This window comes from Pseudoalteromonas luteoviolacea (assembly GCF_001750165.1).
Lineage (GTDB): Bacteria > Pseudomonadota > Gammaproteobacteria > Enterobacterales > Alteromonadaceae > Pseudoalteromonas > Pseudoalteromonas luteoviolacea_G.
On sequence record NZ_CP015411.1, the window covers coordinates 3,266,486 to 3,280,161 of the forward strand.

The window sequence follows — 13,676 nt, forward strand, 5'->3', positions numbered from 1 at the left end:
CTTATATCTCCATGATGTTGTCGTCGCAGGTATCGTCTTGCTCATCCAAGTCAGCCTCTTCAAGTACGCTGTTTAAGTGCGCAAGATGCTCTACGGATAAGTCATTGGCAATAAAGTCACTGGGAGTGGCGACTGCGCCTTGCTCGGCAATATGTGCAGTATGTTCAATTACATGTTGCAAATTTGTCGCAAAATAGCGTTCAAAATCAGCACTGAGCTGCTGGCCTAGACGCGACTGAATTGAAAACATCAGTTGGTCAGAGTCAATCATGCCGTTAATGTTGAGCATTAATGCCATTTCATTTTGCTCGCCAATTAACTGCCCGCAAGATTCTTGGACAATCTGCCAACTCTCTACGCCCGAAGCGCTACTATTGAACTGCCCGAGGTAATTGAAACTGATAAGCGGTAGCTTTTGGGTAATTTGACCTGCTTGGAAAAAGGCCCCATAACCCACTCCTTTGTTCGGCACGGCGCGCAGCATTTCCTTGGTTTGCACCACTGTCGTTGAGAGGTCGTCATACGCTGCTAACTTCACTGGGTATAAGCTGGTGAACCAACCTAGGGTTTGCGATACATCTAAACGTTCATCAATATCTTCTCGACCATGGCCTTCTAAGGTGATCACATGCTCTGTACCTGACAAGACTTGCGGCAGAGTTAAACTTAACGCAGCTAACAATAAGTCATTGATTTGCGTGTTGTAGCCTTCGTTTGATTGTCTTAGTAGCATTTGCGTATGCTCAACCGACAAAGACAATGAATGCTCACTGACAGATTCAGTAACATTGAGTGCTTTGCTATGTTCGACCACATGTTGCCAGTAATTCAGCTCACTGCTGTGAGCTACTGAATAGTTTTGTATGGTATTAACCCACTGGCGATAACTGCTGGTTTTTGTAGCCAATGCTTTACCGGTTAGCAAGGTTTGCATGTCTTGTGACAACACCCGCCACGAGACACCATCAATGATTAAATGGTGGAAAATAAAACAAATCCGCGCGGCGCCATCACCATAACCTTGCAGATGCACCAATTTAAATAGCGGCCCATCACTGAGATCAAAACTTTGCTGCCATTGGCTTAACTGCTCCCCAATTTGCGTATCACATAGCCCAGTCACATCTAACTGAGCAACGCTACACCAAGTTGTCAGATCTAACTCTTCAAGGGATAAATACGATTGACGATATGTATCGCCTTGCAGCGCAAAACGGACGCGCATCATATCGTGATGCTCAATCAAAGCCTGGCATGCCTGCTCAATTTGCGACGTGGTTAGCGTTTCAGGCACTGTTAGCATAAATGACTGGTTCCAATGATTAGGTTGCGATAGACCTAAATCAAAGAACCAAGACTGTACAGGCAGTAAGTCAAACTCGCCCGCTAATACTCCTTGCTCTGTTTGCACAGTCTGGTCTTGCGGCAATTGCTCCAGCTTTTTCGCTAATTGCGCCACGGTAGGTGATTCATAAATATCTTTCACTTTGAGCGTATAGCCAAGTAAGCGCAGCTGAGACATCAATTGAATACTAATGATTGAATCGCCGCCGATACGGAAAAAGTGCTCATCAATCCCCACTTTTTCAAGGCCAAGTAACGCCTGCCAAATATCGCACAGCTGACTCTCAAGTTCAGTCGTCGGTGCCACATAATCGCTTTGTGCATCAAATACAGGGTCCGGTAACGCTTTGCGATCGACTTTGTTGTTTACCGTCAGCGGCACTTGCTCAATGGCCATAATAGCGCTGGGCACCATGTACTCAGGCAATTGCTCAGCTAAATAAGTGCGCAGCACGTCATGGTTAAATGCTGTTTCATCTTGTGATACCACATACGCAATCAGTTGCTGTGTGCCTTGCAGCAATCGCGGGATCACAACTGCTTGCTTCACACCTTGATGTGCAATGAGAATGTTTTCAATTTCTCCCTGCTCAATTCTAAAGCCTCGGATCTTAACCTGCTCATCATTTCGACCAATATACTCTAGCTGCCCATCAGCAAGTCGGCGCACCAAGTCACCACTGCGGTACAAACGGGATTCTTGAGAAACAGGTAAGTGCGCGGCAAATGGGTTCTCAATAAAGCGCTCTCGGGTCAGCTCTTCGCGGTTTAAATAGCCGCGAGCAAGACCAGCGCCACCGACATACAATTCACCCACAACTCCAACTGGCACTAGGTTTTGATTGGCATCAAGTACATACGCTGACATGTCACTCAATGGTCGGCCAATGAGTGATTGGTGCTGATTGTTATCCGGTGAGAGTTCCTGATATGTCACATGCACGGTGGTTTCTGTGATGCCATACATATTGATTAACTTGGTTTGCGTATCACCATAGGCTTGCCACCAAGGTGCAAGACGCGCCATATTAAGTTTGTCTCCACCAAAAATAACATAACGCAGCGCTGGTAACTGGGCACCTTGGGACACTGCGGTGTCAGTGAAAGAATAGAAAGCACTTGGCGTTTGGTTTAATACCGTGACACCTTGGTTTTGACACAAGGCAATGAACTCGCGCGGGTCACGGGTGCATGCTTTGTCAGGGATCACAAGACAGCCACCGTGTAATAGCGCGCCCCAAATTTCCCATACACTAAAGTCAAAAGTACAGGCATGATACATCACCCACACATCTTGCGCTGTGAACTGATATTCTTGCTCACAAGAATCAAACAGTCGTACCACGTTGTGATGCGGCTGCATGACGCCTTTAGGCTGTCCTGTGGTGCCAGATGTATAAATCACGTATGCCAAATCATCTGCAGAGGTATTCACCACAGATAAGTCGATATCCACTTTTTCCTGGCTAAGCTCTTCATAACTAAGCACTTGCACAGGCGCATCTAAGCCATCGAGTACTTCAGTTAGATCCGCCTCTAACCCCGCTTCACACAGTAATATTGGCGTTTGTGTATCGCTCAAAATAAACTGACTACGTGATTTTGGATACTCTGGCGTCAAAGGTACATACGTGGCCCCAAGCTTTAATATCGCCATCATGCTCACCAACAAATCAAGACTGGGAGCAAAATACAGCCCGATGTAAACCGGCGTTTGGCTTGTGACGGAGGCAATGCTCGGATCTCGCGCCAAAATCGCCTTGGCCAATGCCGTCGCCTGCGCATCTAGCGCTTGATAGCTAAGCGCTTTGTCTTGAAACTTAAGCGCCGTATTATTTGGGTATTTTTGTACTTGCTCAGCAAAAATCTCACTCAAGCTGCCACGCTCTGGAATCGGTGCAACTTGCGGCTGAATTTGCATCAGCAACTCGTGGCTTTGTTGCTTTGATAGCAAGCTAATTTGGCTGTGTGGCTGCTCGGCTTCATCAATAATGGCGTTAATGATAATTTGTAGCTGCGCGACTAATTGCTCCGCCTGAAGCGCATCAATTTGCTGCGCGCAATAGTTTAGAGAAAACTCAACCTGAATAGGTGTGGCAGTGACGATAACCGTGATTGGGTAATCACTTTTCTCGCGCGTCTCACGATACTGCATTGCTTGCTCAACACACTCACGGTCACTTTCTTGCACTTCTGGGATTGGATAGTTTTCAAACACAAATAAGGTATGGAATAACGCATCACCTTGGCTTTGTATACGGGATAGTTCAGCACCACTATGAGTATTAATATCAGCAATTTCCAACTGAATTTGCGACATCATTTGAGCAATCGAAGCATCGGTTTGCCAATTTACCGCTAGAGGTAAGGTATTGATAAACAAGCCTACACTTGCATGAATATCCGCAACTGGCATGTCTCGACCTGACACGGTGGTCCCGACTATCGTTTGCTGATCATGGCAATAGCTTTGCAATAACTTATGCCATGTAAATTGCATAGCGGCATTAAGCGTTACGCCTAAGTGCTTACACACCTTGTTCAACGCAGTAAACTCATCACCCGCTAAAACAAACTGACTGCGTGCAGGTTCAGTAACCACACGCTCTTTGACTAAATCAAATGACTGGCTCAGTAGGTAATTAACATCATTAGCATGCTCAAATTCAGGCATCTTTTTCTGCCAAAATGCATCCGTTTTGTCTTTATTCTCATAGAGGTGTATCTGCGCTGCTTGATAGGCATTGTCATGTTGAATAATGGGTTGTTCACCCGCTTTAAGCTGGTTGTAAAAGCCGTTGATAGTCTCCAGTAGGTTACCCACACTCCAACCATCGCCAATACTGTGATGCTCCGTTTTCAGGACGCTAAAATGTGTGTTGCTGTGCTTGAATACCATCACTCTAAAAAGCCCAGGCTCTGCCAAATCAAACGCTTTGAGCCTATCTTGTTTGAGTAGTTCATTCATTTTTTGAACGCGTTCAAACTCTGGCAATGCGCTTAAATCTACCACTTTGAAATGCGCATCACTGAGAACAAGATTTTGACTGATCACTTGCAGCATCTGCGCTTGCCAATTAAATGCCATACGCAGCGCTGGATGCTTATCAGTCGCTAACTGCCAAGCGGCTCGATACAGTTCTAGGTCTAACTGTGTGTGATAGTCCACCAGCAACTGTACGCGGTATGCATCATCATCTGGCTGATTTAAGGCATGATAAATAAAACCCTGTTGCAAACTATTGGCAGGATATAAAGCCTCTAAAGGAGCCTGTGATTGTAGACTTTGCAGTAGCTCAAAACTAATCTGCGCCTGCGGGAAGTCACTAGGCGTGCTCACCCCTCCTGCTTTCATCGCCGTCACGCCTTGAGCAATCACCTGTTCCAATGCTCGCTCAAAAGCACCGATAAATTGCGCACCTTGCGCTGGCGCAAGCCTTGATTCAACCTCAATGCTCAACGCATCCTGTTTAATTAGCCCCAAAACATTGAGTATTAAGTCACTGTCGTTGCCAGCGCTAACCAATGTGCCTACAGGCTCCCCAGTAATTTGCCAATGGGCAGGTTCAGCCGCTTTATACTGGCCGAGGTAGTTAAAGCACACTTTAGGCAACGGCCCAGGTAACTTTTCAGGGTCGAATTGATACAGCGCACCAAAACCAATGCCCTTATCTGGAATAGCTCGCAGCATGTCTTTGTTTGTAGCAATGGTTTGCTCTACAGATGGCGCACATACCAGCTTAACGGGATACAGACTGGTAAACCAACCCACGGTTTGGTTCACTTCTAGTGCATCATCAATAGCTTCTCGGCCATGGCCTTCGAGCATAATATGATGAGACTTAGACCCAAATACAGTTTCCATAGCAATGGCAAGCGCACTAAGTAATAACTCTTGCGTTTGCGTGTTATACCCTTGAGCCGCTTGTTGTAACAAAACCTCTGTTTGCTCAACCGATAAAGACAGTGACAATTGCTGTGATGCATGCAAAGACTGCGGAGTTGGCTGCCCATCCAACACATCAGACCAATAAGCCGTTTGCGTTTGATTACGCGCTGCGTATTGCGCCAGTCCATCCACCCACTGACGATAACTGGTTTGCTTTGCCAACAGGCTTTGTCCAGCAATAAGTTGCTCTAGGTCGTTAAGTAAAATACCCCAAGAGACGGTATCTACAATCAAATGATGGAAAATAAAACACAGTCTATCGCGGCCATCGCTATGCCCTTTTAGCCTGACCACACGCCATGTAGGACCTGCAAAAATATCCAATTTGGCTTGTAAAGTGCTCAAGCTCTCACTGACTTGTACCTCATCAAGCAGCGAAATACCTAGCTCAGTTAATTCAAACAACACTTCTTCACAATAGCGGTTTTTCCGCTCAACAATGCTTCGGCTACGCAACATATCATGCTGATAGCTCAGAGTGGTTAGCGCCTCATAAAGGTCATCATGAGATAAGTCATTCGGACAATAGGCGCTAAATGCTTGGTTGAAGTGGTGCACATTGGCAAAATTTTGCGAGAAGAACCAACTTTGCGTTGGATGCGGGTCAAAATCACCTAATAAAACCCCTTGCTCTGAGAGTACTTCCACTTTCTCGACATCAACATTATCGGTAATGAATTCAGCCAATTCCGCCACGCTTGGTGCGACAAAAATATCTTTGACTTTAAGGGAATAGCCTGCGCGCCTCAGGGCTGATACCAAACTGATACTGACGATTGAGTCGCCTCCAATTTGGAAAAAGTTATCGTTTATACCCACTTGTTCAAGGCCCAGTACGTCCTGCCAAATGTCACAGAGTTCTGTCTCTAGCTCATTACGCGGTGCTTGGTATTCAGTGCTTGCACTAAACTCCGGCTCTGGCAATGCTTTTCTGTCTAACTTGCCATTAAGCGTTAACGGCAAAGCATCAATGACCACAAAAGCGGCCGGTACCATATATTCTGGTAACTGTTTTGCCACAAACTGCCTTACATCGTCTAAATCAATCGATGCATTGAGCTCCCCTACCAGATAAGCGACCAAAGCTTTTTGTTGATTGTGCGTTTTATCAATCACTGCAACGTGTTTTATTTCTGGGCGCTGCAATAAACAGTGCTCTATCTCACCCATTTCGATACGGTAGCCACGTACTTTCACCTGAAAATCTTTACGACCTTTAAATTCAATGTAGCCCTTCTCGTTCCAGCACCCATTGTCACCAGTACGATATAGTCGGCCAAGTGTTGGATGCTCAAAATACGCAAGTTGAGTGCGCTCTGGGTCATTAAAATACCCCTGAGCGACCCCAATGCCACCGATGTGAATTTCACCTAAAATACCTGCTGGACAATGGTTGCCATATTGATCAAGTACCCACATGGCTTGGTTCGGCATGGCCAAACCATAAGGGATACTCTGCCAATCCGGCTCTACTGTTTCTATTTCATGCCAAATTGACCAAATGCTGCCCTCGGTCGCACCACCTAGGCTCATCACAGTGGCATGAGGCGTCATAGCACTGAGCTGCGTAGGTAGGCGCAATGGGATCCAGTCACCACTCATCATATAAACACGCAAACTATCAACGTTGCGCGCTTGCAATGCCTGCTCATTCGCGAGCAGCTGTGCAAGCTGTGGGACTGTATTCCAAATTGTCACTTGGTGCGCTTCGACCATGTCTAACCAATGTTCTGTGTCCTGCACTTTACCTTGCTCAGGCAGTACAATCGCTGCCCCCACGGCTAAAGCGCCAAAAACATCGTATACAGATAAATCAAAGCTTAAATCTGAAATACCAAAAATACGGTCTTCTGGCATTACCTCAAAACGTGCATTAATGGCAAAAATGGTGTTCATGGCACTTTGATGGGTGATCACAACCCCTTTGGGCTTACCAGTACTACCGGAGGTAAAGATCACATAAGCAATCTCGTGTGGCAAAGGTAACTCTAAGTTTTCTCGCCACAGGTTATCTGCCTGCACACTATTCGCTGCGGCCTCTTCAACTAAGATGAATTGGAAATCGCTCAACCACGTTTCATTTTGAATCCGTTCGAATAACGCACGCGAGATTAAAACGTGTTTCACGCCACCTGCCAGTAAAACCTGAAGAATACGAGAATTTGGCCAAGCGACATTGATTGGCAAATACGCACAACCAGCGGTATTAACAGCCAGTAATGCAGCCACTTGGTACTCGCTCTTTTCGCACATGACGGCGACCAGCTCACCACGGGTAGCGGCTTTTGAGGCTACTTGATAGGCAATGCCATAGCGATATTCACTCAAGGTATGATAGTCGATTTGTCTGCTTGCTGTGATCACAGCAATGCGCTCAGGGTGCTGCGCAACTTGTAAGTCAAAACCATCAATTAAATTATGTTCTGGGTATTTTGCTGGGAAGTTATTCCACTGGTGTTCGATGAGATGTGTTTGCGCCTCAGTCAGTGTGCTGATACAGCCACATATTTGATGGACATCATCTTGCGCTAAATGCGTAATAAAACGTTTTTGTATTTCACCAACTTCTTGCAAAGTCTTGGTATTAAACTGTGTGTCTGCTGCAACAATTTTACGCAGCAACTGTGAACCTGTTTCAAATAACGTAAAGTCTAACTCAAACTGTGCCACAACCGGCGTTAACAGCACGCCTTCCACTGTAACCGTATTATCTTCACCTAAACTGATCTGCTGCTCAGGTAACCCTGCAAGCACCTGCATCAAGCCCGGGATAATATGAGATGTTTTTAGCTGTGCAAGATAGTTACACACCACGTTGATGTTCTTGCTGCTCAAACCTGATGGGGCTTTATTCAAAAGCAGTGCAGTCAGCTGCTCACTGATGGTCTGTAATAGTTCAATGAGTGATTTTTGATGAACCGCCGTGATCGTCAGTGCTTCTAAATCAACATAATGACCTAACAAGTAACGATTTTTACGCGTTCTTCTGGCGACCGGTACGCCTATGGTGACGTCCTCGTCATTGGTTAAACGACTCACCGTTAAAATAGTACTTGCAAGAATAACGCAGTAAGGGCTGATACCGTGCTCAGCAGCCACATGCTTTATTGGCTCAATGCACTCAGAAGTATTGTCTAATAGAACGGCAACGTCATCACTGGCATCAGCGCTGTGTGGCTTTTTCATGATGAAGTCTACTGGGCTCACCTCTACATCGGCAAAGTCTTGATCTTTGGCAGCGTAATATTCGATATCTGGTGTGAGTGCTGAACTGTCATCCTCACTCGATAAAAGTCTCAGTAAATCATTCACTAAAATCTGTAAAGACCACTGATCACATACTATATGGTGACCTTTGATCAACACTATCACCTCAGAATCTGTCAGTACTTGGTAGAAAAATTCAAAATTATGCACGCTGGTATCAATGAATTGCGCATTATATTGATCGCATAATTCGGAGGCGTTCGCAGTTGTGTCCGCCATCGCTTGCCACGGCACTGTGCCCGATTTGAAAATGAGTTCAGGTGTATCCGCTGTCAGCACCACTTTACTGTGGATCACTGGGTGACGTTGCTGTAGTTGAACAAGTGCATTTTGCAGCTGTTCAAAGCAATCGCTCATGGTCACTTTAAGTGCACTAGAGACGTTAAAAACAGGGCTAGTTGGTGCAATTTCCTGCCCTTGCCAAACTTGTAATTGGCGCTGAGACAATGATTGAGAATGTTCGTTACGCATTGGGTTTATACTTCCATTATTATTTTTGTGATGGCATAAAAAGGCGTTCAACGCCGCGAGCGTTATGATTTAGCTGAATGCTGTCAGTGATTAGGCACATGTATAGCCTCCATCGACATACACAGTGCTACCTGTGGTCCATTCACTTTCTAATAAATTAATAATTTCTTTTGAAACATGCTCTGGTGAGCCAAACCCTAGCGGGTGCATGCTGGCTAGCTTTTCAAAGTGACCCGGTTGCGCCATGCCTTGATAGCCATCATTGAGCTTGGTTTGGATCATGCCAGCGGCAATGCAATTGACCAGTACGCGATCTTTAGCCAATTCCAACGCTGCACAGCGACTTAAACTGCCTAGCGCCCCTTTACTGGCCGCGTAACCAGAGATGCCCGCCTCACCAGCTGACTGACTGACTGAAGACAGCAAAACAAGAGAAGTTGTACCCGCTGTATTTCGCACGCTTTTGCGCGTAAATGCCTTAATCATTGCCAGCGCGCCGCCGCAGTTAACGCGGTAAATCTGCTCAAAATCAGCATAACTCGATTGGCGTAGCGTGGTCATCGCGTGTACACCTGCACAAAATACAGCCCCTTTAAATGCACCATATTGCTTGGCATTATCGATAATGAGAGGTGTCAATTCGTCTGGCATATTCAAATCAGCCACCGCAGTTTTATGCTGTCCGGGTAAAGACTCGGCCAATGCACCTAAGGTTTTTTCATTTCGCCCTATCAATAGGAGTTCGTAACCTTTATTTGCTAAATCAAGGCAGGTTTTCTGCCCGAGATCTGAGGTTGCACCAAGCACCAAAATTCTTAATGGAGCCCCATCAATATTCATTGTTTCCATTACTATGCTTCTTCTCTTTAAAGGCCACATCACGCCAAAAGCACGGCTGTGCTTTTGGCTCATATGCGTATACTCAATGTTGAATTGTTAAACGGATATTTCTGTGCTCGGGCGCATGGTCATACACTGCCCTGTCATCATTTTGTTGTAGTGTGAAAAGTGAGCGATAAACTCGATAAAGTCCTGCTGCAAAAATACAGTTGGTCGCATACCGAATACTGAACGCTTTAATGCACGGCGCATTTTCTTTCGCTCAGCTTCATCCTTTGCTAAATAAGGGATCACAGCACTGTTAATGAATACGGTATCGCTCGTCAGCTCTCTGGCTAGGGTCTTCATAAATGCATTCAAAGCGTGGTTAGCCACTGAATTCACCTCGTGCCCGAGATAACTCAAACTGTCCGAATACAGAGGGAAAACAATGTTTGCGCCCACTTCTTTCACAAACGTCGCCAGACTTTGATAGATTAAAAAAGTATTATCTAAGTAGGTTGTTATCTGCGCCAAACAACTCTCATCTGTGAACAGCGCCTGCTCATTTGCGCACTGCACACCTTGGATAACAACCAGTGACTGTCCATTATCGAGCATGCCTTTTTCGGTCAATAGCAACTGAATATCAGGCTCATCTTGCGCTTTGATTTCAGCCAGTGACAAGCTGGGTAGTGACACGTTTTGCGATTGAAATTGCGCTGAGGGCGCTATCAAAATCACATTGATGTTTGCACTGGCATAGTGATCAACCACCGCCTGATCAAACTCACTTTCTGCTTGTACCAATAATAAAGATTGCACCGCACTCATATTAAAAACCCTCCATCCAGATGGATGACTTCTCCATTTTGATAATTTGGCGCATCTGATGTGAGGTGCAGAACCGTGCGTGCAACTTCACTACACTGCCCCATGCGCCTCACGCTGGTACACTCAATAATAGGCGCAACAATAGACTGCTCTGCGCTGTCCACCATTTGTGTCTCAATCAAACCCGGAGCGACGGCATTACACAAAATATTGTCTTTACCATACTCGCGCGCGATGGTTCTGGTCATACCGATAATGGCGCCTTTAGATGTGGCATAGTTAATTTGCCCTTCACGCCCGACCACGCCACTTTTTGAGACCATATTAATAATTCGACCAAATTGCTGCGCTTTAAAAATCGGCAGCACCTGTTGGCATAAATTAAACGTGCCGTTTAAATTCGTCGTCAGTACTTTTTGCCAATCTTCCAGGGCCATCAGTTGTATCAAGCTATCGTGATTAATCCCTGCGTTATTGACCAAAATATCAATGCGTTCATCTCGCGTTTTGATGGTCGCAATGCTATCTATCACAAAGCCATTATCAGATATTGATCCCTGTAACCACATAAAATTAGGGTGAGATTGCAGCTCATCAGGTACACTCGAACGGGCAATCCCGTAGACTTTTGCGCCCTCAGCGAGATACTGGCGGCAAATTTCCAACCCGATGCCTTTGGAGCAGCCGCTCACTATGACGACTTTCCCTTTAAACATCCTTTTCTCCTATCTGCTCTAAATATCGAATGGCTATGCGTGCACTCGCAACTTCTTGTTCATTAACCCAAGCTGCAACTTTAAACTTCACAAGCTCACCCAACGCAATCTCTACCATGGCACGAATTTCCAATACCTGACCGGGTAATACAGGTGTTAAAAACTTAACCTTGTCTATCCCTGCAATCACGCCTTTAGACTTACCCGTAATACATAGACCACTGGCTTGAGCCATCGCCTCAACAATCAATACGCCAGGGAACACAGGTTCATCAGGGAAGTGCCCTTCTAAACAAGGTTCGTTATAGCCAATGAACTTTTGTGCGATAATAGACTCATTCGGCTGTACCTCGACGACTCTATCAACAAACTTAAATGGCGGTTTATGCGGTAAATTATCCGGTGAAATCATTTTTCATCTCCCCAGTCGAATAAAAAGTAAATCATCACCAATAGCACCACGGTAAACCCAGCGAGGGTTTGCACTTGCACTGAAACTTCAGCAAGCGATGCGCCTTGATTGGCGGTTAAACGAAATGCATCCAAAAATGCCGTAGAAGGTAACCACTGAACGATGTTCTGAATCGTCTGCGGAAAATTAGAGGTGTCAAAATAAATCCCAGATAAAAACATCAACGGAAAATACAGTAAGTTAGAGATGCCCGTCGCCACTTCCACTTTTTGGCTACGCGCACCAACCAGCACGCCAATTAAACATAAGACGATAGAGCCCAACAACAGCACGGTTAAGATACTCAACCAATCGCCAAGGGGCTGATAGCCAAATAAAAAGTAGAAAGTCGCAAACAGGGCGACCAGCTGGAATATCAATAAGAATACTCTGGCGAAGACAATGCCAATCACATAATCCAGACGACTAAAAGGAGATAACTTCAAGCGCTTAAAAAAGCCCTGTTGACGATCTGAAACCAATCCATTGGAGATTGATGTGATACCAATACCGATGATCTGCAGTACGATGATGCCGGGGATCAACCAATCAATGTATCTGAACCCTTGAAGATCAATCACCCCATCAAGATACGGCTTACGGGCTTGGTCTTGAAGTGCCATGACATGGCTAAAGGCAATTGCTTGTTCATGACTGTTGCGTGTTGAAAACAAGCCGCTAGGCGTCAAAATCAGCACATCACCATGGCTTGAAAGAATGGAAGATAACCCCTCTCCCGGAGACACTTCCGAGGTAGGCTCCGCAAAATGCGCGTTAATCCGTGCGATCAGCGCTGCATCTTCAATGGTGAGTATGCTGACCTTTTTGTCTTTCTCAATGGCTTGATACCAATCGGCATCTATTTTTTCCTGCTCAATAACAACCACATTTACTTCTGCCATCGGCTTCTCACCCGAGAAGGCTTGTACTAATAGCAACGCCATAAAAATGGGGAAACCAAAAGTCCAAAACAGGGTGGCAGGCTCGCGGAAAAATGGGCGGATATTGAGCAGCATTAGCTGCCAAAAGGGCTTTCTTGTCAGTATGTTACTAGGCATGACTTGTTTCCTGCTTGAGAATTTCGTGGCCAGTGAGTTTTAAAAACACATCATTGAGCGTGGCTTTGCGTGGCTCTCTGATAACCGGATCGGTAAAGGTGCGGTGGATAATGGCATCAGGCGTGCCTGACTCAATGATCCGACCCTGCTCAATAATAAGTAACTCATCACACAGGTAATCCGCCTCATCCATATAATGCGTGGTGAGAATGACCGTCATGCCTTCTTCTTTGAGTGATTTGATTATTTCCCAAAAACTCTGACGGCTGGTTGGATCAAGACCCGTGGTCGGCTCATCTAAAAAAATCAGCTCAGGTTTGCCCACGATGGTCATCGCTAAAAAAACACGCTGTTTCTGACCGCCGCTGAGGCTGTCTAGCCACGCATTCGCTTTATCAGTTAAGCCAAAGCGTTCAATCAACTCATCCACATCCATCGGATCTTTGTAGAAGCTGGCAAATAAACGGACTGCTTCTTTTACTTTGGTTCTGCCATACAGGCTATTGGACTGCAACAGTCCACCGATTTTCATGCGGATCTGCTTTTCATTATCTTTCCAATCCATGCCAAATAAGCTGACTTTGCCAGACGTTGGTTTTTTCAGACCTTGTAATATTTCCAATGTGGTTGACTTACCAGCCCCGTTTGGACCCAGTAACCCAAAGCATTGCCCCTTTTTAACTTGGAAAGATAACCCCTTTAAAACAAGCGTATTATTCTTGTTATAAGACTTCTTTAAGTCTGCTACATCAATGACTGCTGACATC

7 protein-coding genes are annotated in these 13,676 nt (G+C 45.6%); all 7 read right to left on the reverse strand.

Features of this window, described 5'->3' with window-relative positions; all coding sequences use genetic code 11:
• Nucleotide 1: 1 nt before the first annotated feature.
• The 7 genes from S4054249_RS13780 to S4054249_RS13810 all read right to left on the reverse strand — a co-directional run bounded on the left by S4054249_RS13780 (nt 2) and on the right by S4054249_RS13810 (nt 13,675).
• Nucleotides 2-9,031, reverse strand: coding sequence for a non-ribosomal peptide synthetase (locus S4054249_RS13780; protein WP_046357816.1), 9,030 nt, complete (start codon nt 9,029-9,031; stop codon nt 2-4).
• A 90-nt stretch (nt 9,032-9,121) separates the two neighbouring features.
• Entirely contained in the window at nt 9,122-9,943 is an 822-nt protein-coding gene (locus tag S4054249_RS13785; RefSeq protein WP_052262096.1) for an SDR family NAD(P)-dependent oxidoreductase, read from the reverse strand.
• Between the two features lie 24 nt (nt 9,944-9,967).
• Complete coding sequence (locus S4054249_RS13790) at nt 9,968-10,684, reverse strand: SDR family oxidoreductase (protein ID WP_046357815.1); 717 nt, start codon at nt 10,682-10,684, stop codon at nt 9,968-9,970.
• Complete coding sequence (locus tag S4054249_RS13795) at nt 10,681-11,400, reverse strand: SDR family NAD(P)-dependent oxidoreductase (RefSeq protein WP_046357814.1); 720 nt, start codon at nt 11,398-11,400, stop codon at nt 10,681-10,683. Before S4054249_RS13795 ends, S4054249_RS13790 begins: the two co-directional genes overlap by 4 nt.
• Nucleotides 11,393-11,812, reverse strand: a complete 420-nt coding sequence (gene fabZ, locus S4054249_RS13800; RefSeq protein ID WP_046357813.1) for a 3-hydroxyacyl-ACP dehydratase FabZ — start codon at nt 11,810-11,812, stop codon at nt 11,393-11,395. The genes S4054249_RS13795 and fabZ overlap by 8 nt, the downstream gene beginning before the upstream one ends.
• Nucleotides 11,809-12,909, reverse strand: a complete 1,101-nt coding sequence (locus tag S4054249_RS13805) for an ABC transporter permease (RefSeq protein WP_046357812.1) — start codon at nt 12,907-12,909, stop codon at nt 11,809-11,811. The genes fabZ and S4054249_RS13805 overlap by 4 nt, the downstream gene beginning before the upstream one ends.
• Nucleotides 12,902-13,675 carry an ABC transporter ATP-binding protein gene (locus S4054249_RS13810; RefSeq protein ID WP_046357811.1) on the reverse strand — a complete coding sequence of 258 codons (774 nt, stop codon included), beginning with the start codon at nt 13,673-13,675 and terminating at the stop codon, nt 12,902-12,904. Before S4054249_RS13810 ends, S4054249_RS13805 begins: the two co-directional genes overlap by 8 nt.
• Between the last annotated feature and the right edge of the window lies 1 nt (nt 13,676).